The 22,640-nt window shown below is 68.4% G+C and carries 23 protein-coding genes; 10 read left to right on the top strand and 13 right to left on the bottom strand.

All coding sequences use genetic code 11. The features are described 5' to 3' along the window. The first annotated feature begins 5 nt into the window (after window positions 1-5). Entirely contained in the window at window positions 6-665 is a 660-nt protein-coding gene (locus ABLE92_RS00320) for a NifU family protein (protein ID WP_348802503.1), read from the top strand. Between the two features lie 52 nt (window positions 666-717). Here ABLE92_RS00320 and ABLE92_RS00325 read toward each other — a convergent pair whose 3' ends face one another. Beyond that, window positions 718-1,647, bottom strand: coding sequence for a glycine betaine ABC transporter substrate-binding protein (locus ABLE92_RS00325; protein WP_348802504.1), 930 nt, complete (start codon window positions 1,645-1,647; stop codon window positions 718-720). Between the two features lie 49 nt (window positions 1,648-1,696). After that, window positions 1,697-2,317, bottom strand: a complete 621-nt coding sequence (locus tag ABLE92_RS00330) for a MarC family protein (protein WP_348802505.1) — start codon at window positions 2,315-2,317, stop codon at window positions 1,697-1,699. A 113-nt stretch (window positions 2,318-2,430) separates the two neighbouring features. Here ABLE92_RS00330 and ABLE92_RS00335 point away from each other — a divergent pair, with 113 nt between their 5' ends. The 4 genes from ABLE92_RS00335 (at window position 2,431) to ABLE92_RS00350 (ending at window position 5,735) form a co-directional block, all read left to right on the top strand. Further along, window positions 2,431-3,516, top strand: coding sequence for a magnesium and cobalt transport protein CorA (locus tag ABLE92_RS00335; RefSeq protein ID WP_496560746.1), 1,086 nt, complete (start codon window positions 2,431-2,433; stop codon window positions 3,514-3,516). 87 nt (window positions 3,517-3,603) lie between these two features. Further along, the gene (locus ABLE92_RS00340) at window positions 3,604-4,182 is read left to right on the top strand and encodes a suppressor of fused domain protein (protein WP_348802508.1); all 579 of its coding nucleotides are present in this window, start codon (window positions 3,604-3,606) and stop codon (window positions 4,180-4,182) included. Window positions 4,183-4,207: 25 nt separating this feature from the next. Beyond that, entirely contained in the window at window positions 4,208-4,888 is a 681-nt protein-coding gene (locus ABLE92_RS00345) for a metallophosphoesterase family protein (RefSeq protein ID WP_348802509.1), read from the top strand. Further along, on the top strand, window positions 4,878-5,735 hold the full coding sequence (locus ABLE92_RS00350) for a chromosome partitioning protein ParB (protein ID WP_348802510.1): 858 nt from the start codon (window positions 4,878-4,880) through the stop codon (window positions 5,733-5,735). The genes ABLE92_RS00345 and ABLE92_RS00350 overlap by 11 nt, the downstream gene beginning before the upstream one ends. A 35-nt stretch (window positions 5,736-5,770) precedes the next feature. Here ABLE92_RS00350 and ABLE92_RS00355 read toward each other — a convergent pair whose 3' ends face one another. The 5 genes from ABLE92_RS00355 to ABLE92_RS00375 form a co-directional block, all read right to left on the bottom strand. Then, window positions 5,771-7,000 carry an ABC transporter ATP-binding protein gene (locus ABLE92_RS00355; RefSeq protein ID WP_348802512.1) on the bottom strand — a complete coding sequence of 410 codons (1,230 nt, stop codon included), beginning with the start codon at window positions 6,998-7,000 and terminating at the stop codon, window positions 5,771-5,773. Between the two features lie 3 nt (window positions 7,001-7,003). Beyond that, on the bottom strand, window positions 7,004-7,834 hold the full coding sequence (locus ABLE92_RS00360; RefSeq protein ID WP_348802513.1) for a carbohydrate ABC transporter permease: 831 nt from the start codon (window positions 7,832-7,834) through the stop codon (window positions 7,004-7,006). 5 nt (window positions 7,835-7,839) lie between these two features. After that, window positions 7,840-9,066, bottom strand: coding sequence for a carbohydrate ABC transporter permease (locus tag ABLE92_RS00365; protein WP_348802514.1), 1,227 nt, complete (start codon window positions 9,064-9,066; stop codon window positions 7,840-7,842). After that, window positions 9,063-10,433, bottom strand: a complete 1,371-nt coding sequence (locus ABLE92_RS00370; protein WP_348803180.1) for an extracellular solute-binding protein — start codon at window positions 10,431-10,433, stop codon at window positions 9,063-9,065. The genes ABLE92_RS00365 and ABLE92_RS00370 overlap by 4 nt, the downstream gene beginning before the upstream one ends. A 384-nt stretch (window positions 10,434-10,817) precedes the next feature. Beyond that, complete coding sequence (locus ABLE92_RS00375) at window positions 10,818-11,306, bottom strand: YflT domain-containing protein (protein ID WP_348802515.1); 489 nt, start codon at window positions 11,304-11,306, stop codon at window positions 10,818-10,820. 110 nt (window positions 11,307-11,416) lie between these two features. Between ABLE92_RS00375 and ABLE92_RS00380 the strand changes: the two genes are divergently transcribed. The 4 genes from ABLE92_RS00380 (at window position 11,417) to ABLE92_RS00395 (ending at window position 15,951) form a co-directional block, all read left to right on the top strand. After that, entirely contained in the window at window positions 11,417-12,712 is a 1,296-nt protein-coding gene (locus tag ABLE92_RS00380; protein ID WP_348802516.1) for a magnesium transporter MgtE N-terminal domain-containing protein, read from the top strand. Continuing rightward, complete coding sequence (locus ABLE92_RS00385) at window positions 12,709-13,314, top strand: DUF1003 domain-containing protein (protein ID WP_348802517.1); 606 nt, start codon at window positions 12,709-12,711, stop codon at window positions 13,312-13,314. The genes ABLE92_RS00380 and ABLE92_RS00385 overlap by 4 nt, the downstream gene beginning before the upstream one ends. A 331-nt stretch (window positions 13,315-13,645) precedes the next feature. Next, window positions 13,646-14,710 carry a lytic transglycosylase domain-containing protein gene (locus tag ABLE92_RS00390; protein WP_348803181.1) on the top strand — a complete coding sequence of 355 codons (1,065 nt, stop codon included), beginning with the start codon at window positions 13,646-13,648 and terminating at the stop codon, window positions 14,708-14,710. 95 nt (window positions 14,711-14,805) lie between these two features. Next, window positions 14,806-15,951 carry an Mrp/NBP35 family ATP-binding protein gene (locus ABLE92_RS00395; protein WP_348802518.1) on the top strand — a complete coding sequence of 382 codons (1,146 nt, stop codon included), beginning with the start codon at window positions 14,806-14,808 and terminating at the stop codon, window positions 15,949-15,951. A gap of 34 nt (window positions 15,952-15,985) precedes the next feature. Here the strand turns inward: ABLE92_RS00395 and tatB are convergent, their stop codons facing one another. From tatB to sigE, 4 genes are all read right to left on the bottom strand, one after another. After that, window positions 15,986-16,465: a Sec-independent protein translocase protein TatB gene (gene tatB, locus ABLE92_RS00400; protein ID WP_348802519.1), complete on the bottom strand. Its 480-nt coding sequence runs from the start codon at window positions 16,463-16,465 to the stop codon at window positions 15,986-15,988. 25 nt (window positions 16,466-16,490) lie between these two features. Beyond that, a complete protein-coding gene (locus ABLE92_RS00405; RefSeq protein ID WP_348802521.1) occupies window positions 16,491-17,993 on the bottom strand; it encodes a S1C family serine protease in 1,503 nt (500 codons plus the stop codon). Window positions 17,994-18,164: 171 nt separating this feature from the next. Beyond that, window positions 18,165-18,788, bottom strand: a complete 624-nt coding sequence (locus ABLE92_RS00410; protein ID WP_348802522.1) for a zf-HC2 domain-containing protein — start codon at window positions 18,786-18,788, stop codon at window positions 18,165-18,167. A 149-nt stretch (window positions 18,789-18,937) separates the two neighbouring features. Further along, a complete protein-coding gene (sigE, locus tag ABLE92_RS00415) occupies window positions 18,938-19,588 on the bottom strand; it encodes an RNA polymerase sigma factor SigE (RefSeq protein WP_348802523.1) in 651 nt (216 codons plus the stop codon). A 289-nt stretch (window positions 19,589-19,877) separates the two neighbouring features. Here sigE and ABLE92_RS00420 point away from each other — a divergent pair, with 289 nt between their 5' ends. Further along, window positions 19,878-20,528, top strand: a complete 651-nt coding sequence (locus ABLE92_RS00420) for an O-methyltransferase (protein ID WP_348802524.1) — start codon at window positions 19,878-19,880, stop codon at window positions 20,526-20,528. 47 nt (window positions 20,529-20,575) lie between these two features. Here ABLE92_RS00420 and manB read toward each other — a convergent pair whose 3' ends face one another. Further along, window positions 20,576-21,646, bottom strand: a complete 1,071-nt coding sequence (gene manB / locus ABLE92_RS00425) for a mannose-1-phosphate guanylyltransferase (protein ID WP_348803182.1) — start codon at window positions 21,644-21,646, stop codon at window positions 20,576-20,578. 56 nt (window positions 21,647-21,702) lie between these two features. After that, entirely contained in the window at window positions 21,703-22,614 is a 912-nt protein-coding gene (locus tag ABLE92_RS00430) for a glycosyltransferase family 2 protein (RefSeq protein WP_348802525.1), read from the bottom strand. Window positions 22,615-22,640: the final 26 nt, after the last annotated feature.

Below are 22,640 nucleotides of genomic sequence, written 5' to 3' on the forward strand. Positions count from 1 at the left end.
CGATCATGTTGTTGCCCACTCCGATCGATCCCGCCGCGCCCGATGTGATCGGCTGGCGGGTCGGTCCGGGACTGGTCCGCGTCGACGACCGTCCCGAGGATGCCGAACTGCCCGCCGAACTCCACGATCTCCTCGAGCGTGGAGTCCTGCGGTCGGTGCATGTGCGGCCGGGCCGCATCGAGACCCGGGTGGGTGCCCGAACCGATGTCGCGTCGGCCGGCCCCGCCATCCGCGCGGCACTCTTCGAGGTGCTGTCCCGTCCGGGCGGCTGGCCGAGCGCCGACGATGCGCACCACACCTCCCGGTCCGACGACGCCGCGGACCCTGCGGCGTTGGTCCGCAGCGGCGCCGACCGCGAACTCGAGGCCGGCGTCCGCGAGGTCCTCGACGGCGAGTTCGGGATCTACACCGCCTCCCACGGCGGTCACGTCGAGCTGGTCGGGGTGTCGCAGGGCGTCGTCACCGTCGCGCTCACCGGCCGGTGTCACGGCTGCGCGGCGGCCGAGGTCACCCTCCGCGACAACCTCGCCGCACGTCTTCGCCGCCTACCGGGCTATGTCGACCTGCGCACCATGGACGAGCGGGCATCGTGGAATGCAGGCCCGTGTGATGACGGCCCGCGCGAGGCGACGTTCCTGGCTCGGCTGCCGGGTTTTCGGCGCTGACCGTCCGGCGCTGATCGTTCGGTGTCGCCCGGGCTGTCCAGCCCCTCGGGTGTCACACCCCGTGTTCGTTGACCCAGTCACCGGCGACGACCGCCGGTGACGCGCCGCCCCGGACCGCATCGGCCATCGTCGCGAGATCGGCAGTGGTGATCTCGCCTGCCACCCGGTTGACCGCCTTGACCTGATCCTCGGTCAGCGAGGCGGTGCGGTAGACGGGTACCAGAACCTCGGCGCGCGGTCCCGGCGCGCTGTCGGTCGCCGCCAGCGCCGTGACATCGCCCGCGGGTCCCGAGGCGGTGTCACCGGCCACCTGCAGCGGGGTGAGCAACGCGACCGCCGTGCCGGTGCCGGCGCGGGCGAGTGCCGCCGTCGCGTCGGCGACCACCTCGACCGGGCCCAGCCGGCAGCCGGCGTCGGTGAAGGCCGCCACGGTGGCCGCGTCGGGCTCGGCGGTGACGACGACGGGCAGGTCCGCGGGCAGGCGCGCACACTGGGACAGATCGTCGACGCCGGCTCCCGCCGCCAGGGTGGTGGCCACGAACAGTTGCGCTGTGGCGGTCACCGGAGTTGCATCACCGACCGAAACACCTTGCGGCAGAGAACGACTCAGATCCCGATACAGCGGGTCGACGCCGTCGTCGGTGGCGGGTGCGCCGCTCGTGGGCGCGGGGGCGGTCGACTCCAGTGCGGGCGCGAGCTGCGAGAGCAGCGCGGAGATGAACGCCGGGAACAGGTCGACGTCGGCCTGCTGCATCTGCGCCATCAGGGCGGCGTCGTCTCCGGTGTCGAGGTGCGACGACACCGATGCGCCGGCACCGCGCAGCACCGTCGCATACACCTGCGCCATCACCGTCATCTCCGGGGTGTCCGCCGACCCCATGACGAGCGCGCGCGGCGCATCGGACTCGCCGCCGCATCCGCTCAGCACCCCGATTCCGACGACCGCGGCGGCCACCGCGGCAAGGACCACTCGACATCGCACGATGATCACCGTAGCGCTCGGCGACCGTCGTCCGCGGCCACCCACCGTCTCAGCCGCCGGCCGCGATGAACCCGGCGATCGAATCGGCGATCAGCTGCACCGCGATGGCCGCCAGCAGCAGGCCGGCGATCTTCGCGAGCAGGGTGATACCGCCGACGCCGAGCACCCGGATCAGCACCGTGGAGTAGCGCAACACGATCGCGACGACGATGTGGACGCTGACGATCGCCGCGGCGATCGCCAGGTAACCGCCGACGTCGCCGGAGACCCCGCTCACCCCGACGATCACCGCCGCGATGGCGCCGGGACCGGCCAACAGCGGGGTCCCCAACGGCACCAACGCGACATTGACGTCGTCGGAGGCGGTCGGGGTTCCCGCATTGCCCAGCCCGGTCAGCAGTTGCAGCGCCACCAACAGCAACAGCAGACCACCGGCGCCCTGCAGTGCCGGGATGCCGATGTGCAGATACGTGAGGATCGCCTTGCCGCCGATCGCGAAGATACTGATCACCAACAGACTCACCAGCGGGGCCTGCCACGCCGCCCGGCGCCGATACTCCGGTGAGCGATGCCCCACCAGCGACAGGAACAGCGGGATCTGGCCGGGCGGATCCATGATCACCAACAGCGTGATCAGCGTCGTCGTGTACACCGTCACGTCAAAGGACATCCGCCGATCCTACGGCCGATGCCCGTCGGGGGTCCGGGACGCCGCCCGCGTCAGCGCGGACCGATACCCGGGCCGACCGCCTGCGGGGGCGTAGCATCCCAGGAATGCCGTCGATGCCCAACTTGCGCCCCGGGAATCGCGGGATCGTGCCGGGCCGCCGGGATCGCCGTCCCCTCCCGCGGATTCCCGTGCCCGTCGCCCGCGCGGTCGTCGACTGTGCCGTCTACATCGACGGAATCCGGCAACCCGGACACATCACGTACAAAGAGGCCTTCACCCAGGTCCGCACCACCGGCGAAGGATTCGTCTGGCTCGGCCTGCACGCACCCGACGACGATCAGATGGCCGGCGTCGCCGACGTGTTCGGACTGCACGAACTCGTCGTCGAGGACGCGGTGCACGCCCATCAGCGACCGAAACTCGAGATCTACGACGACATGCAGTTCCTGGTGCTGCGCACCGTGAAGTACGTCGAGCACGAGACCATCGAGAAGGCCAGCGAGGTCGTCGAGACCGGCGAGATCATGGTGTTCGTCGGACCCGACTTCGTCATCACCGTCCGCCACGGCGATCACACCCACCTCTCCGGCCTCCGACGCCGCCTCGAGGACCGTCCCGAACGTCTGCAACTCGGACCGACGGCGGTGATGCACGCGATCAGCGACCTCGTCATCGACAGTTACCTCGCGGTGACCGAGAAGATGGACGTCGACATCGTCGCCATCGAAAGCGTGGTCTTCGGCGCGCAGAAGAACTGGCTCAACATCGACACCGTGTACCTGCTCAAGCGTGAGGTCCTCGAACTGCGCCGCGCGGTCACCCCGCTGTCCGGGCCGATGTCACGACTGACCGCCGGCAGTAATCCGTTGGTGCCCAAGGAGGTTCGTCGCCATCTGCGCGATGTCGCCGATCACCTCTCCACCGTCATCGAGCGGGTCGTCGAATACGACGAACTGCTCAGCTCGCTGCTCGACGCGGCCGCGACGAAGGTGAGCATCCAGCAGAACGGCGACATGCGCAAGATCTCGGCCTGGGTCGCGATCGGCGCCGTCCCGACCATGGTCGCGGGCCTCTACGGCATGAACTTCGAATACATGCCCGGATTATCCGATCACGCCGGCTTCATGACCGTGGTGGTCGGACTGATCATCGCCTGTACCGGACTGTGGGTCGTCTTCCGGCGACATCATTGGTTGTGATCGCCGCACCGTTGTGACATGACACCCTGCCGGGGATCTGACACCCGCACCGCGGGCACCGGCACACACGGCACTACCGTGGGCGGGGTGAGCGAGTCCGTCACCGACCTGATCGAGAAGCATCTGCAGGCAGCCTTCGGCACCCGGCCGCAACGCGCGTCGGTGACCTTCCTCGGCGTCGAACCCATCGACATCGAACGATTCGTCGTCGGAGAGGACGCCGCATACGTGACCGTGGGTTGTGCGCGGCACCCGATGGCCGACCCGAATGAGCTCAACCCGGACCCGGTTCGCGGCCCCCGCGTGGAGATCGTTGTCCGCATGCATGCCTCGCGCCCACTTCCCGGGCTGCATCGCCGGTTGGCCACGATCGCCGCAGCACCCGCCGTCGAAGGCCTCGTCCTGGGCGCCGACGCCTTGGTCGACCTGGGTGAACCACTGTGGGACGGCGCCCCGTTCACCGCACTGGTCACCGCCGTCGATGCCGAACTCGGTGAGGTTGCCCTTCCCGCCCCGATGGATCCGGTGCGATTTCTCCGGGCCGTCCCGATCACCGCCAACGAGGCGGCCTGGATGCGCCTCAAAGGCGTCGATGCACTGCGCGAGGCATGGGCGGAGGCCGCCATTGATCTTGACGACCCCGGGCGCTCGCCCGCCACAATGTGAGCCGTCGGCACACTACGCTGAGGTCGTGGTACGCATCCTGGCGGTCGCCGACGAGGTCGTGGAGTCCCTGACCTTCGGCGTCGGCATCGACGTGCGCCCAGACCTCATCCTCGGCGCCGGCGACCTGCCGTTCGACTACCTCGAGCTCCTCTCCGACCTGTGCGATGCGCCCTGCGTCTACGTTCCCGGCAACCACGACCGCGATCTGCGTGGATACCGCCGGGGCCGATCGGGATGGACACGCGCGGGCCTGCCCAGCGCCGATCCCGGTCCGGTGGGCGCCATCAACGCCGACGGACGCACGGTGACGGTGGCCGGGGTCCGGATCTGCGGCCTCGGCGGCAGCGTGCGGTACAACGGCGGACCCAACCAGTACACCGAGACGCAGCAGCGACTGCGATGCCTGTCGTTGCGGGCCCGCCGGCCCCGCATCCGCCCCGACATCCTGCTCACCCATTCACCGGCCCGAGGTGTCGGTGACGCCGACGACCGCGCCCACCGTGGCTTCGCGTGCTTTCACCCGCTGGTCGAGCACCTGCGCCCGAAGATGATGGTGCACGGTCACATTCACCCGCACGGCACGCATCCCCGCGACCTCGTCATCGGCGCCGACACCATCTCGATGAACGTCGTCGGATACTGCCGGTTCGATTTCGATCCGGCGACCGGCGATCACACGATCGCGAGGAGGAGATATGGCGCGTGACACCGGATTTCCCGACGCCGATGCCGAGAACGACTTCGCACGGATGCGGCGGTCGGCCGAACTCGCCCGTCTCACACAGTGGTTCACCCGCCAACCGGCCGATGTCAACACCATCCTGCCGTTCGACGAGGTGGTCGCCGCACTCGGCCGCACCGGCGAGACATATCTGGGCCTGCAGGTGGTGGAGGTCTCGTCCATCGTCGGCAGCGTGGATCGCACCAAGGACTTCGACCGGTACTTCCGTCCCACCTCGGCCCGGATCCGGGAACGCTGGCAGCGTCTGGCGGCGGCCCAGCGACGCGGCGAATCGGTGCCGCCGGTGCGGTTGTACCGGATCGGTTCACTGCATTTCGTGATCGACGGCCACCATCGGGTATCCATCGCCATCGCCCGGCACCTGCACACGATCGACGCCTACGTCACCGAGATCCACACCCGGATCTCACCCGAGGGCATCAACGTACCCGCGGATCTCATCCTGAAGGATCATCGCCGACTCTTCCTCGCCCGCGTCCCACTGAGCGGCGCGCAGGCCGAGGCCATCCGCCTCGCCGACCCCTTCGACTACGCCGAACTCGCAGAATCTGTGGAGGCGTGGGGATTTCGCCTCGGCCAGGAGATCGGCGAGTTCATCAGCCGGCCTGACGTGGCCCGTCGGTGGTTCGGCGAGGAGTTCCTGCCGGTCGTGCGCATGGCCCGTCGCGCCGACGTCCGACCCGACCTGGACAGCGACGCCGAACTGTACCTGTGGCTGGCGTGTGAACGATATCGACTGGTACGCAAGCACATCTGGGACGACGAGATCATCGACGAACTCCGCGACCAGCCGCACCGACGGAGACGGTGAGGCGATGGAGTCGCAGCGGTGTCGGGGCGAGCGCCTCAGCGCTTGGTGAGCAGCCCCCCACCGCTTCCGCCGGCCCGGTCACCGGCGCTCGTCACGTGCCGCAGGCTCGCACCCGACTGCTGGTCGAAGACCGACACCCGCGCCGGATCGAAGTACAGTTCGGCGCTCGTTCCGCGTCGCACCTGCGACTCCGGCGACAGCCGCGCAATCAACTGTCCCCCACCGAGAACCGCACCCGAGTCCGCCGACAACTCCTCGAGCGCGTCGTTGGTCGCGGAGCTCCCACCGAGGGAGAAGTACGCGTAATTGTCCGAGCCCATCGATTCGAGCACATCGATGTCGGCGGTGAAGGTCACACCACGCGAACGGGTATCGGCATCCAACAGCTGCGCGTCCTCGAGGTGTTCGGGCCGGATCCCGACGAGCACATCCCCGTTGCCCTTGGCCTGCGACGCCGCCGCGGTGACCTCACTCTGATCGTGCAGCGCAATGGTTCCCAACGGGGTCGAGATGCCGTCGCTGCCCAGCCGACCGGGAATGAAGTTCATCGCCGGCGACCCGATGAATCCCGCCACGAACACGTTGACCGGATTGTTGTACAGGTCTTGCGGAGAACCGATCTGCTGCACATAACCCGAACGCATCACCACCACGCGGTCGCCGAGCGTCATCGCCTCGGTCTGATCGTGGGTCACGTACACGGTGGTGGTGCCCAGTCGCTGCTGCAGCCGCGAGATCTCCGCACGCATCTGCACGCGCAACTTGGCGTCGAGATTGGACAGCGGCTCATCCATCAGGAATGCCTTGGGCGAGCGCACGATCGCCCGGCCCATCGCCACGCGTTGCCGCTGTCCACCAGACAGGTTTGCCGGCTTGCGATCCAGGTACGGCCCGAGGTCGAGGATCTTCGCGGCCTCGTCGACCTTCGCCGCAACCTCCGCCTTGGGCAGCTTGGCCAGGGTCAGCGGAAACGCGATGTTCTCGCGCACCGACATGTGCGGATAGAGCGCGTAACTCTGGAACACCATCGCGATGTCACGATCCTTCGGTGCCCGCTCGTTCATGCGTTCACCGCCGATCCGCAACTCGCCGTCGGTGATGTCCTCCAGACCGGCAATCATGTTGAGCGTCGTCGACTTTCCGCAGCCGGACGGTCCGACCAGGATGATGAACTCCCCGTCGGCGATGTCGATGTTCACCGAGTGGACCGCGACGGAGCCATCGGGATACTGCTTGGTGACGTTGTCCAGGACGATTTCTGCCATGGCTTATCCCTTCACGGCACCGGAGGTCAACCCGGCCACGATTCGACGTTGGAAGAAGAGCACGAAGATGATGATCGGAATGGTGATCACGACGGCGGCCGCCGCGATGGAACCCGTCGGTTCCTCGAATTGCGAACTGCCGGTGAAGTTCGCGATCGCCACCGGTGCGGTGATGGCCCGCTCGGTCGAGGTCAGCGACAGGGCCAGCAGCAGATCGTTCCAGGCGAAGATGAAGACCAGGATGGCCGCGGTGACGACGCCGGGCGCGGCCAACGGCGCGATCACCTTGCGGAAGGCCTGCCACGGGGTGGCACCGTCCATCTTGGCGGCCTTCTCCAACTCCCACGGGATCTCCCGGAAGAAGGCCGAGAGGGTGTAGATCGCCAGCGGCAACGCGAACGTGATGTACGGCAGGATCAGGCCGGGCCAGGTGTCGAACAGCCCCAGTCGGCGCTCGATGTTGAACAGCGGGGTGACCAGCGAGATCTGCGGGAACATCGCGATCAACAGCGCCGCACCGATCAGCAGCCGCTTACCCGGAAAGTCCAGGCGCGCCACCGCATAGGCGGCCATCGTGCCGAGCACGACCGCGATCACGGTGGTGATCAACCCGATACCGATCGAGTTGATCAGCGCACTGGTGAATGCGCTCGTCGAGAAGATCGACGAGTAGTTGTCCCAGGTGAATTCGCGCGGGATGAAATTACCGTCGGTGACGCTCGACGCCGGTTTGAACGACAGGCTGACGATCCACAGCAACGGGATGATCGCATAGAGGATCACCAGGATGTTGGCGATCGCCCACCAGATCTTCGGTTTCGCACCGGTACTCATGCGACCTACCTCCCCTCGGTATCGGAACCCGGTGCCGCGGCACCGAATACCTTGATGAAGATGAATGCGATGATCGCCACGCAGATGAAGATGAGAATCGAGATGGCTGATCCGACACCCAGATTGAACGCCTTGAACAGGTTGTCGTAACCGAGCATCGACACCGAGTAGGTACTGTTCGATCCCCGGGTGAGGACGTAGATGTTGTCGAAGATGCGGAAGGCGTCCAGGGTGCGGAACAGCAACGCCACCAGGATCGCCGGCTTCATCAGCGGAAGGATGATGCGCCACAGGCGAGTCCACGCCCCGGCACCGTCGACCTGGGCGGCCTTGAGCAGATCGTCGGGCACCAACGCCAGCCCGGCGAGCAACAGCAGGGCCATGAACGGGGTGGTCTTCCACACCTCGGCCAGAACGATGATCGCCAGCGACGGCCATTGCTCGGTCAGCGGCGCCGTGCCGTCGGGCAGCAGGTTCGCCAGATAGCCGGTGCCCGGGGTCCACGCGTAGTACCAGGAGAACGCCGCGGCCACGGTCACGATGCCGTACGGGATCAGGACCACCGTGCGAATGGTGCCGCGTCCGAACAGGGTTCGGTGCATCACCAGGGCGATCGCCATACCGAGGACGAACTCGATGATCACCGACACCACCGTGATGCCCAGGGTCACCCCGAAGGCCGTCCACCAGTAGCTGTCGGTGAGCACCGTGGCGTAGTTGCCGAACCAGACGAACTCCCGCTCCCCCGGCGCCGACAGACTCGCCTTGTTGAGCGAGAGCCACACCGCATAGATGATCGGGTATCCGGTCACCAGCGCCATCATGATGATCGACGGCAGCACCAGCCAGAACGCCAGTCGCCGTTCGGCTTTCTTGCCCTCACTGAGTTTCTTGCCGCCGGGAGCCGCCACGCGTGCCGGGCCGGTGGGCCGCGTCGCCACCGCGGTCGCGGCGGCCGCCGCCGGAAGCGCACCCGTGCCCGCCGTCGAGCGCCCGGGCCGGTCGGCCGGACCGGATTGTGTCGCACCGGAACCCGCATCCGATGTGGCTGCCGAAGGCCCCTCAGGTGCCTTCCACACCTCCGAATGCACGGCCTTGCCGAAGGAGTGCGGCGCGGTCACGTCCAGACCGGGTTGTTCGGGACCCGATGTCGGTGAGTTCTCGGGCACGGAATCCTCGGGCATGGCGTGACGCCCGCGGCGTCCGGAATCGTTGTCGTCGCCGGTGGTCATGGGATGAGCCCCTCCCCGTTGATCGCCTTGGTGACCGCATCGGCGAGCTGATCGACCAGTACCTCGGGGTCCCAGGCCCCCACCGGAGACAGTTTCGCCTGCACCAGGGTCGAGATCGCCTGGTAATCGGGCGACTTCGGCCGGAGCGCGGCGTTCTCGGCCTCCAGCTGCTTCTTGATCAGATCACCCATCGGGTAGGTCTTGCGGAATTCGTCGTCGTCGTAGAGCGCGCGGTTGACCGGCGGGGTCCCGGCGTTGATCGAGTAGAACTTCTGCGCCTGCTCGCTGGTGAGGCACATCGCCGCCTGGAACGCCAGATCGCGCTGCTGCGAGGTGGAGGCCACCGCGATGTTCAGACCACCGAGGGTGCTGCGGGCCCGAAGGCCCTCTCCGGCACCGGGATACGCGGCGAAGTCGAACTTCTGCCGGATCTCGTCGTTGATCGGCACCAACTGCTGGAGTTGTTCGGTGGTCGGCGGGTCGGCCAGGTTGGTCAGGAAGTCGTTGTGGCGTGTCATGTCCGGAAGGAAGGGCACCGAGCCAGCCGCGGAGTTCTCGCGGATGCCGCTGAACACGAACGGCCAGTTGACCTCATAGATCGCATCACCGCTCTCCATCCCCAGTCGGGCGGCCGCCTCGTCGGAGTTGGTCAGTGACGGATCGTGTCCGGGTGCGGTGGCGACGGCCTTCATGATGCGCAACGCCCGCACGGTTGCCGCGCGGTGTTCCGGGGAGTCGTTGAGGGTGACCTTGTTCGGGTCGTCGGGATCGACGACCGAGCCGCCCGCGCTGGCCAGGACGGAGTTGAACCACACCATCAGGCCCTCGTACTGACGCCCCTGCACCATGATCTGGCTGGGCCCGCCGTCGGCGAGACTCTTCTGGGCGTCGGCGATCATGCCCTCCCACGTCGTCGCGGGGGCGTTCTGGCCCAGGGACCGCAACGTGTCCTTGCGGTACCAGAGCAGCTGGGTGTTGGTCCAGATCGGGACCGCGTACAGCTGTTCGCGATCATCGTCGGGCGTGCGCCACAGCGCGGTCTCCAATGGACCACCGAGCGTCGACGCGGTGACCTCACCGATGTACTCCGACGGAACCGGGACCAGCCAACCCGCATCGGCGAATTCGGCCGTCCACACCACGTCCATGCCCATCAGGTCGAGGGTGTGGTCGTTGCCCGCCAGACGCCGCGCGAGTTGCAGGCGCTGATCGTCGGCGCCCTTGGGCAGTGGCGTCGTGACGATCCGGTACCGACCGCCGGACTCCTGCGAGCACCGATCGGCCTGGATCTTGATCGAATCCGCACCATCGGCAGGCGGATACAGGTTGAGCACGCCCTCTTCGTATCCGGACCCGCACGCGGTCATGATCGGCAGCACCGTCGCGAGGGCGGCGCCCGCGATCACCGCCTTTCCACGGATCCCCAAGGACGACTTGCGGTTACGCTCACCGTCCGCGGAATCGCGTCGCACGCCGCCAATTCTTCGCCGCACGCAGCCTCCTCGATGTCGTGGGCACGACGGTGAGCACCACCGTCATCTGGACGCTACGCTATCCCGCCACGCCTGTGACGATCAACACAATGGGTGCGCTCGTCCCAGTTCATCGAGAATCGTGATCTGACCGTGTCACCGCATGTGCCGACGTGCATCGGCGATCCGAGAACGTGTGTGCGCCCGGGCGTGTCGCATGCACCCACACCCGCGGCGCCGCCGCCCACCGAGAGCCGGCGTCGAAAGAGAGCCGAAACGTCAGGGGTTGAGTTTGGCGAGCATGTCGCGCGCCTTCTCCGCGCTCTTCGGATCACACAGCACGTCGTAGCGGCCGGCGACGAGTTGCATGGTCGACGCGAAATCCCGTTGTCCGCGGGTGGCGGCGTAGGGAATGGTCGCCGAGATCAGCCCGAAGATGATGCCGCCGACGATGCCGACAAGGATGGGCACCAACGGATTCCCGGTGACCACCAGCGACACCAGCAGACCGAAGAACAGACCCAGCCAGGCACCCGACACGATGCCGCCGCCGATCACCTTGCCCCAGGTGAGCCGCCCGATCACCCGCTCGACCTGCATCAGGTCGACGCCGACGATGGTGACGTCCTCGACGGTGAAGTGCTCGTCGGACAGATAGTCCACGGCCCGTTGCGCCTCGGCGTAGGTGGAGTACGAGCCGATCGGCCAGCCCTTCGGCGGGGTGGGCAGTCCCGGTGTCTGGCGCGACGGCTGCATGGGATTGGTCATCTCCGGGCTCCTCGGTCATCAGGTGCGTTCACGTCCGACATGGTCGCTGTGGTCGCACCCACTGGTGGCGTGGCCACGCCGCGGGGTGCGATGCAATTACCCTTACTCCCATGTCGGCGGTGAGCAAGGTGTTCGTGGCCAGGTTAGTCGGATTGGCCGTCCTGGGTCCGGACGGTGAATCCATCGGGCGTGTGCGCGATGCCGTCATCTCCGTCCGGTTACCCGGCCAGCAGCCCCGCGCCCTGGGCCTGGCCGTCGAATTGACCACCCGCCGAAGAATTTTCGTCCCGATGCTGCGCGTCACCGCGATCGAACCGGATGCGGTGACCCTCAACACCGGCACGGTGAGCCTGCGACGCCTGCACCTGCGGCCCGGCGAGGCACTCGCCATCGGACAGATCCTGGACACCCGCGTGCGGGTGGACGATCCCGACCTGCCCGAACTCGGTGGTCAGGAGGTCGTCGTCGTCGACCTCGGGATCGAACGCACCCGCACCCGCGACTGGGTGGTCTCCCGCGTCGCCGTCCGCGCCGGTCGCCGCGGACTGCGACGCATGCAGACCCACGTGGTGGAGTGGTCGAGCGTGCAGGGCCTGACCCAGAGCACCCTGGACCTGCCCGGCCAGGGCGTCGCGCAGGCGCTGCTGCAGTTCGAGGGCATGCGCGCCGCCGACGTCGCCAACGCCCTGCGCGAACTGCCCGCGAAGCGGCGTGACGAGATCGCCACCGCACTCGACGACGAGCGCCTCGCCGATGTGCTGCAGGAACTCCCACCCGACGACCAGACCGATCTGCTCTCGCACCTGGAGATCGAGCGAGCCGCCGACGTCCTCGAGGCGATGGACCCCGACGACGCCGCCGACCTGCTCGGCGAGATGTCCGACGTGGAGGCGGAGGCCTTCCTGACCCGGATGGACCCGGAGGAATCCGAGCCGGTCCGGCGCCTGCTGACGCACTCCCCGGACACCGCGGGCGGCCTGATGACCTCCGAACCGATCATCGTGACCGCGGCGACGACCGTCGCCGAGGCCCTGGCCCGGGTCCGTGACCCCGACATCAACCCGGCGGCGGCCAGCATCGTCTTCGTGGTCCGCCCGCCCACCTCCACCCCCACCGGCAAGTATCTCGGCTGTGTGCACGTGCAGGCGCTGCTGCGGGAGCCGCCGGCCAACATCGTCGGCGGCATCCTCGACACCGACCTGGCCCACCTGCGACCCGAGGACTCCCTGGAGACCGTCACCCGCTACTTCGCGACCTACAACCTGGTCTGCGGGCCCGTCGTCGACGACCAGGGCCACCTGCTCGGTGCCGTCAGCGTCGACGACCTGCTCGACGAACTGCTGCCCCGCGACTGGCGTGAGACCGAGCCGGCCGACGACGACGTCAGCGATGAGGTGTCCTCATGAGTGAACCGCGGGGACGGCGCCTCGACACCCCCCGCGAGAATCGCCGACCGCGTTTCAACCTCGATTCCGACATCGTCGGCGTCTACAGCGAACGCATCGCACGCTTCCTCGGCACCGGCAGATACCTGGCCATCCAGACCGTCATCGTCATCGTGTGGGTGCTCATCAACCTGTTCGCGGTGTCGTTGCGATGGGATCCGTACCCGTTCATCCTGCTGAATCTGGCGTTCTCCACCCAGGCCGCCTACGCGGCGCCGCTGATCCTGCTCGCGCAGAACCGCCAGGAGAACCGCGACAAGGTCGCCCTCGACGAGGACCGCACGCGGGCCGCACAGACCAAGGCCGACACCGAGTTCCTCGCGCGTGAGCTCGCCGCCGTCCGGCTGGCCGTCGGCGACACCGTGACCCGTGACTACCTGCGCAAAGAGCTCGACGACCTGCTCGATGACCTCGTCGATCGGCTCGCCGCCCGCGACCTCGACACGCCTGCCGACGGTCCGCGTCGGCATACCGATCCCGATACCGAGGCCCGGTCGGCAACACATCCGAGCCGGCGGACACCGACGAAACCGACGAATCCCGCGCGCGAGCATCGGCGCTGAGCGGTGACCGACCGGCGGTAACGCGGCATCGACCGTCGCCGATGTTCGTCTCGAGGCCCGATTCCGGGGTTCGCCGACTGGGACACCCGACCCAAATGTATGGTGGACCACAGTGCAGGGCGGGTTGATGATTCGTCACCGATTCTCGATCGGTGGTCGGCCGCCGCGCGAGTTGGTGCTCCACGGGGGGCGATAGTGCGTGAAGTGACAACGGAGTGAACGACGTGACAGGGCTGCCGACGAGATCGGGGATTGCGCCGAAACCGCAGCGGGCAACGCCACCGGGTGTGCCGACCCACGCTGCGACTTCCTCCCGGGGTGGACGGCGATGATGGCACCACGGCCCCTACGGCTACGCCGAGGACCGCGAGGCCGTACCGTCGTCACCCGCCGCACCGCCTCGGTCGGCGTCGGCGCCGCGCTGGTCGGTGCGATGATCCTCGGAGCCGCGACCTCCAGCGCACATGACGGTGCGATCCCGGTGGCAGCCGCGCCCGAGGCGCCCGTCGAGGTCGCCGCGGTGGCCGCGGGTCAGCCGGTGGCCCTGCTGGGTTTCGCTCCCCCCGCCGCGCAGACCGCCGCCCCGTCGGTGGCCCCGCAGTTCCGTATCGCCGCCGACCTCCCGTCCGGTCCGCTCGGAATCCCCGGCGTCGTCCTGCAGGCCTACAAACTCGCCGCCAACCGCGTGGCATCCGAGAGCGGCGCCTGCAAACTGCCGTGGTTCCTCCTCGCCGGCATCGGGCGCATCGAGTCCAATCATGCGAGCAACGGTTCGGTCGACCAGTACGGCACGACGATCAACCCGATCGCCGGACCGGTCCTCGACGGTTCGCTCGCCGGCAATCAGGTCATCCGCGACACCGACGGCGGCCGGGTCGACGGCGACGCGAGCCATGACCGTGCGATGGGCCCCATGCAGTTCATCCCGAGCACCTGGGCCGCCTGGGGCAGTGACGCCAACGGCGACGGCAAGGCCGATCCGAACAACGTCTTCGACGCCACCTACTCCGCGGGCCGTTACCTGTGCTCCGGCGTCACCGACATCATGGCCGACGGCCACAAGGTGGCCGCGGTGATGCGCTACAACCACTCGGTCGAGTACGCCGAGAACGTCCTGGCCTGGGCTGCGGCATACGCCACCGGCGTCATGCCGACCAACCCCATTCCCGAGATGCGTCGGCCCGCCTCCTCGTCCTCGTCGTCGAGTTCGAGTTCGGCGTCACGACCGTCACCGGGATCACCGAGCGGGCCGTCGTCCCCGTCGGCACCGAGTACCACCACGCCGACCCAGCAGTGCCTCGGCATGCTGTGCCTGCCGCCCGGGATCACCATCCCGGGACAGCCCGCCCCGCGAACCACGCAGGCCCCGACGCCGCGCACCACCCCGGCACGGTGACACAGGGGCTCCGCCCACGGTGACCACAGGGCTCCGCCCACGGTGACCACAGGGCTCCGGGCCCGTCGTCGCCACCACTGGTTAAGCTGGCTGGGATGACTACTGGAGTGTCCCCCACCGAATCCGCGATCCGTGCGGCCCTGTCGAAGGTCCGCGATCCGGAGATCGGCAAACCGCTCACCGACCTGGGCATGGTCAAGTCGGTGACGGTCAACGACGATGCCAGCGTCGACATCACGGTGTACCTCACCACCTCCGGCTGCCCGATGCGTACCGAGATCAGCGGACGCGTCGAGACCGCCGTCGCCGACGTGCCGGGAGTCGGCGCGGTCCGCGTCGATCTCGATGTGATGGACGACGAACAACGGTCCGAACTCCGCAAGAAGCTCCGCGGCGACTCCGCCGAACCGGTGATCCCGTTCGCCCAGCCCGGCTCGCTGACCCGGGTCTACGCGGTCGCCTCCGGCAAGGGCGGGGTGGGTAAGTCGTCGGTGACGGTGAACCTGGCGTGTGCACTCGCCGAGCGGGGATTGTCGGTCGGCGTGCTCGACGCGGACATCTACGGCCATTCGGTGCCCCGGATGCTCGGCAGCGACGCCAAACCGACCCAGGTCGAGAAGATGATCATGCCGCCGATCAGCCACGACGTGAAGTTCATCTCGATCGGCCAGTTCACCAACGACAACACCCCGGTCACCTGGCGTGGACCGATGCTGCACCGGGCGCTGCAGCAGTTCCTCGCCGACGTCTACTGGGGCGACCTCGACGTGCTCCTGCTCGATCTGCCGCCGGGTACCGGCGACGTCGCGATCTCGATCGCGCAACTCATCCCGGGCGCGGAGATCCTGGTGGTCACCACCCCGCAGCAGGCGGCCGCCGAGGTCGCCGAACGGGCCGGTGCGATCGCACTGCAGACCCGCCAGAAGATCCTCGGCGTCGTCGAGAACATGTCCTGGATGGAGTTGCCCGACGGCACCCGGATCGAGCCCTTCGGCTCCGGCGGCGGGCAAACGGTCGCCGACCGGCTCACCCGCATGGTGGGCGCAGAAGTGCAACTACTCGGACAGATCCCGCTCGAGACCGCCCTGCGTGAAGGCGGCGACACCGGCGCCCCGGTGGTGCTCTCGGCTCCCGAGTCGGCGTCGGGTTCGGCCCTGCGCGCCATCGCCGATAAACTGGCGGTCCGTCGCCGGGGCCTGGCCGGGATGAGTCTCGGGATCGACAGCACCCGTCACGCCTGATCGCCCTCGCCCGAAGGTCCTCTCGGCCGACGAATCAGGTTGCGTCCCAATCGGTGACGCTGCGATTGCCCCGCGCCGTCGCATGACCGGAATCCGATGCCGGGGTGCCCTTGTCCAATGAGGGCGCAGTCGGCGTGACGGGTTCCGGCCCCGCCGGCATCGCCTTGGACACCGGCTTGATGGTGGGCGGTTCGGTCGCCGAACGCAGGGTCGACCCGACGCTGTCGAATGTGGAGAACACCGACTCGTCGCCGTTCAAGAGGTGTTTGGTGACCAGTGATCGGGGTGTCATCCCGCGCAGCTCGTTCAGATCGGCGAGGGGCTTGCGCAGGTCGTCGAAGTCGGTGCCGAGTTCGTTCTTGAGGCTGTCGGTGGCGCCGGTGGCGTAGTCGCGCGCCTTGCGGACCGACTGCATCGTCCAGCTGATGGCGCCGGGCAGCCGTTCGGGGCCGAGGATCACCAGCGCAGCCGCGATGAGGATGAAGATCTCTCCCCAGCCCACGCTGTCGAACATGACGCTTCTCCGATCCCGCGAGCTGTCAGTCGCTGCCGGGCGTGATGGTGCCGTCGAACGTGCGCCCGTCCCGCCAGTAGGTGAACTTCACCGGTTCACCGATCTTCGCCGTTCGCACCGCGACCGTCAATTCATCGGCGCTCTCGATGGACCGACCGTTGAACGACACGATGACGTCGTTCTCGCGGACCCCGGCGCGGTCGGCGGGGCCGCCGGCGACGACGTTGCGGACCTCCGCGCCCAGGACGCGATCGTTGCGTACCGAACTCGCGTTGACCCCGATCTGCGGGTGGTTCACCTTGCCGTCGCGGATCAGTGCCTGCGCGATCGGGACGGCGTCGTCGATGGGGATCGCGAATCCGAGTCCCACCGAACCGCCACTGCCGGATCGGATCGCGGTGTTGATCCCGACCACCTGGGAGCGCATGTTCACCAGCGGGCCACCCGAGTTGCCCGGGTTGATCGCGGCGTCGGTCTGGATGGCGTCGATCACCGCGTCGGTGTCGGATTCGGCATCCGGACGCAAGGGCACCGCGCGGTGCAATGCGCTCACGATGCCGGTGGTGACCGTGCGGTCCAGTCCCAGCGGCGACCCGAAGGCGACGACGCCCTCACCGATCTGCAGGTCGTCGGAGTTCCCGAGCTGCGCGACGGTCAGGTTCGCGACGTTGTCCACCTTGAGGACCGCGAGATCGGTGCGGGGATCCCGGCCGGCGATGCGGGCGGGAACCCGATTGCGGTCGAAGAACACCACCTCGAGTTTCGCGTTGCGATCCGATGCGGCCAGTGACACCACGTGATTGTTGGTGAGGATGTAGCCCTCCCGGTCGATCACGAATCCAGAGCCGGTTGCCGAGCCGTCGCTGAGTCGCACGTCGATGGCGACCACCGACTTCTCCACCGACTGCGCGACCGCGGCGACATCCGACCGCGGGGCCTGGCCGCCGTCGTCGCCGGTGGACAATTCGACGGTGTCGCTGTTCAGCGGTGCGGCGACCTCGGCGGTGAAGCGACCCATCAGGCCACCGACGACGCCGATGAGCACGGCGATCACCGCAAGGGTGGCGAGTGCATGCCACGCCACCCGGCGCCCGAACAGCACGTCGCGGAGGCCCAGTGTGGGGCCGGCCACGGTCGGCGTCGGCGACGTGGCGGCGGCGACCGCGGGTCCGTCGAGGACGACGGGACTGTCGGGATTGCGCCACGGGTCCGGCGGCGACTCCGGCTCGGCGGGCTCCCCGAAGGAGGCGAGTGGGTCACGTTGGAGCGTCTCGGCGCTGCCGTCCGGTCGGCCGAAGGCCTCGGCCAGCACCGGATCGGGTGCGGCGACCTGCGGCTGTGGCTTCCGGTCGCGGTCCCGGCCGGCCGCGAACGATCCCGCGACGCCGTTCGGGCGGCCGAAGATCGCGGCAGTGGCCGGTGATACCGGGGCGTGTCGCGGCGGCTGCGTCGCAGCGGCGGGGCGAGGCCCGCTCGCATCGGCGGAGTTCGGCTCCGACCACGGACTGGGCCCGGATGTCGCTGCCACAGAGCGCTCGGATCCCGCAGCCGTAGAGTCGGCCGGACGTCCGGGATCGCTTGCCGAATTCGGTGTCTCGGCGACGGGTGAGAGGTCGGATCGGTCACCGGGGGAATGGTCACCGGCAGGGACGCCCGTCCGGGTGTCCTCACCCGGACCGTGTTGATCAGAGGCCACGTGTCAGCGGCTCCGCCAACGCTGGATTCGACCACGGGTCATCGGCGGCGCGGGAACCGACACCGCCTCGCCGGACGGTGACATCGGCGGCCCGCCACGGTGGCCGGTCGAGGGATTGTGCGCCCCAGGATTGTGCGCCCCGGGATTGTGGGCCGCATCCGGCCGGCCGGGGCGGCGCTCGTCGAGTGCGGGGGCGCCCTCGGCGCTCATGTCGAACTCCCGGGTCGGGATCTGGCTCAGTTGCCCGAGCAGGCCCGACGGGATCGCCATGGTCCCCGACGACCGCAACCGGGTGCGGGCGGCGGCCTGTGCGTCGACGGCGGCGACGCATTCGTGGCACATGGCCAGATGGTGGGTCGCCCGCATCTGGGCGGTCATCCCGAGCTCGCCGTCGACGAATGCCGCGACGGCCTCGGGGGCGAGGTGCTGGGTGGGAGCGAAACGGCGCTCTCGGGGTGCGGCGGGACGACGCACGGGAGCGAACGACGACGCCGCCGGAGCCCACGCGGACGGCCCCCAGGACCGCCGACGACGCAGATTCGCGGGAAGGTCGGGCTGTCCGGTTCCGGATCCGTCGCCGCCGGACCGTTCACCCGGGCCGGGTTGCCGTCGCTGGCCGTCCATCATCGCCCTCTTTCACCCCTTCCCGTCAGGTCTGTTGCTCTCAGGTCTGCGTGGTGCCGCGCCCCCGAAGGGCCTGGCGGTCACCCAGCCTACCGAATTCGCCAACGATTCAGGAGAGCGTGGGGTTCCCGATCCGGCAATCCCGACATGGGTCAGTGAGCCGGGTTGCCGACGGCGACCGACCGCCGGTCGGCGTGACCGTTGGCGAGGAGGTGATCACGAATCGTCTGTCTGCCGCGGTGGATTCGACTGCGCACCGTCCCCAGCTTGACGCCCAGGGTGGCGGCGATCTCCTCATAGGACAGTCCCTCGATGTCACACAGCACCACCGCGGCCCGGAACTCGGGGCTCAGCGAATCGAGTGCCGCCTGCAGATCGGCGTCGAGGTAGGCATCGGCGTAGACCTGCTGCGGATCGGGCGTGTCGGCGGGTACCCGGTCGTACTCCTCGGGCAGGGCTTCCATGCGGATCTTGCTGCGACGCCGGACCATGTCCAGGAACAGGTTGGTGGTGATGCGGTGCAACCAGCCCTCGAACGTGCCGGGTCGATAGTTCGACAACGAGCGGAACACCCGGATGAAGGTCTCCTGGGTGAGGTCCTCGGCGTCGTGCTGGTTTCCCGACAGCCGGTAGGCCAGCCGGTACACGCGATCGGCGTGCTCGCGGACCAGTTCATCCCAGGACGGCATGAACATGTCATTTCCGGTGGCGTCGAATCCCGCGGTTCCACCGGGCACATCGGCATCCGATCCTCCGGCCGCGGCCGAGGAGTCCTCATGGTCGGTCGCCTGGAATGTGGTCATCGTGTGTGGCCGGTCCCCTTCTCGCAACACCAGTGGCACTCGTGGGTGATATTCATCATCCCGAACCGTTGCGACGCCCACCTTATTCCCGCAGCGTCCGGCGCGGTGATCTCACCCTCTCCTACCGCAGTGTGGTCGTCGTATGATGCGGCTGAGTGTTCACTGAGGAAGTCGGAGCGGACGGTCTTTCGGATGGTCCCACCCGCGAGTCCCCCACATTCGGCGCAAGTCCCCCACATTCGGGCGTGCCCCGGCGCCGGTCCGGCGGGGCGTGTCTAACCTGGGGAGAATGACCGGTACACAGCCGAGCGACCCGCGGATGGCACTCATCGACTACGCCGAGTCGGCCATCGTCGAGGACGACGCCCTCGCCGCGGCCCGCCTTCGTGCGGCCGAACTCGGCACCGAACCGGTCAGTCCGGCGGTCGGAGCGCTCCTGGCGATGCTGGCGCGTCTCGTCGACGCCCGCGCGGTCGCCGAGATCGGCACCGGGACCGGGGTGAGCGGCCTGTGGCTGTTGGCCGGGATGGCCGCCGACGGCGTGCTCACCACCATCGATCCGGAACTCGAACATCACCGTGCGGCACGCGCATCGTTTGCCGGCGGCGACATCGCGCCCGGACGTACCCGACTGATCAACGGCACACCGCGTGAGGTGTTGCCCCGCCTGTCCGACAACTCCTACGACCTGGTCTTCATCGACGGACCGCGCCTCGACCTGCCACGTTTCGTCGGCGAGTCGATCAGGATGCTGCGCCCGGGCGGGGCCCTGGTGATCCACGACGCCGCCGCCGGCGGGGCGGTCGCCGACCCGGCCCGAACCGATCCGATGACCAGCGCCGCCCGCGAGGCCGCTCTGCTGGTCGCCGACGACGACCGCCTCCTGCCGGTGGTGATCCCGCTCGGTCCGGGCGTGCTGGCCGCGGCCAAGGCCCGCTGAGGACGACGCCCGATCCCGGAACATCGGGATCTCGGGAAATCGACCGCTCAGACGTCGGTCGAGAAACGGACCCCACCGTCGGGCAGTTGCACCCCGGGCCAGACCCGCGCACCGCGGAGCAGTTCACAGCGGGCGCCGACGTCGGCGCCGTCACCGATCACCGTGTCCCGGACCAGGGCCCGCGGACCGATCCGTGCGCCGAACCCGACGATGCTGCGTTCGACGACCGCGCCGGCCTCGATGACCGCGCCGTCGAAGATCACCGCGCCGTCCAGACGTGCCCGCGGCCCGATCTCCGCCCCGCGGCCCACTACGCTCCCGCCGATCAGGAGTGCTCCCGGGGCGATGCCGGCCCCCTCGTGCACCAGCGATTCGCCGTGCCGATCGCCGAGTGCCGGCGACGGGGCGATGCCGCGGACGAGGTCGGCCGATCCGCGGACGAAGTCCTCCGGCGTACCCATGTCGCGCCAGTAGCTGTTGTCGACGTAGGCGTGGATGTGGCGGCCCTCGGCGAGCAGCGACGGAAACACCTCGCGTTCCACCGAGACCTCGCGGCCGGCCGGGATCTCCTCGATCACCGAGCGGCTGAACACGTAGGTTCCGGCGTTGATCTGGTCGGTCGGCGGGTCCTGGGTCTTCTCCAGGAACGCCGTGACCCGCCCGGTGTCGTCGGTGGGGACCGAGCCGAAGGCACGGGGGTCGGAGACCCGCACCAGATGCAGGGTGACGTCGGCCTGCGCCTCACGATGGGTGGCCACGACGTGGCGGATGTCGGTGCCGCCGAGGACATCACCGTTGAACACCACGATGGTCGACGCGGTGAGCTCGTCGAGGACGTTACGGATACCACCACCGGTACCGAGCGGTTCCTCCTCGGTGACGTAGCGGATCTGCAGGTCCAGTTTCGATCCGTCCCCGTAGTACTCGGAGAAGGTCTCCGCCTTGAACGAGGTCCCCAGGATGACGTCGCGGATACCGGCGGCCCGGATGCGGGAGAGCATGTGCGTCAGGAACGGCAGACCGGCCACCGGCAGCATCGGTTTGGGTGCCGAGAGCGTCAGCGGACGCAGCCGGGTGCCCTTGCCGCCCACCAGGATGACCGCCTGGACGTCGGACATGTCGACATCGGGTACCGCATTCGGCACCGGCGTCGGGTTGTTGACCGCGAAATACGTCATGGGGATTTCCTCTCCGCAGGGGGTTGGTCGGCAGGGGGTGGAACACGGGTGGAGTCGGAGCGTGCCGCCCGCACGGCGAGCGCCGATCGGACGGCCAGGCCCGCTCGCAGCCCCCAGCGGAGCGGCGCACGCCACACGCCGGGGTGGCGGTCGGCCTGAAAACGGTAGGCACTGCGATGGTGCGCGGGCAGCATCGTCTCGGGGCGTTTGTCGGCGCTGTGCCCCTTGGCGTGGACGACCTCGGCGCCGGGGACGTAGACGTTGAGCCACCCGGCTCGGCCCAGCCGGTCACCGAGATCGACGTCCTCCATGTACATGAAGTAGCGCTCATCGAATCCGGAGATCGCATCAAAAGCGTTGCGCCGCACCAACAGACACGATCCGGAGAGCCAGCCGACGGGACGCTCGCCGGGTTCGATGTCATCGGCCCGGTAGGCGGCGGTCCACGGATTGGACTTCCAGATCCCGCCCAGCAGGGCGTGTCCGGTGCCCGACACCAGGTCGGGAACGCGGCGGGCCGACGGGTAGACCGAGCCATCCGGGTCGCGGATCAGCGGCCCGAGCGAACCCGCCCGTGGCCAGCGCGCGGCCGCCGCGACGAGTTCGTCGATCGCCCCCGGCGACCATTCCACGTCGGGGTTGGCGATGACGATGAACTCGACGTCGTCGTCGATCGCGGCCACTGCCCGGTTGATCGCCCCGCCGTAGCCAATGTTGCCGCCGGTGTGGATCAGGGTGACGTTGGCGTGTTCGCGTTCGGCGGCCTCGGGTGCCCCGTCGCCCGATCCGTTGTCGGCGATGATCACCGGCGGCAGCGTGGACGTCGCATGGGTGAGGCTCTTGAGAAAGGCGTGCAGGTGATCACCGGACCAATAGGTCACGGTCACCACGGCCAGCTTCGACGTCACCGGGTCAGCGTAGCGGGCGGCCGCCG

It is taken from the genome of Gordonia oleivorans (assembly GCF_040044975.1).
Lineage (GTDB): Bacteria > Actinomycetota > Actinomycetes > Mycobacteriales > Mycobacteriaceae > Gordonia > Gordonia oleivorans.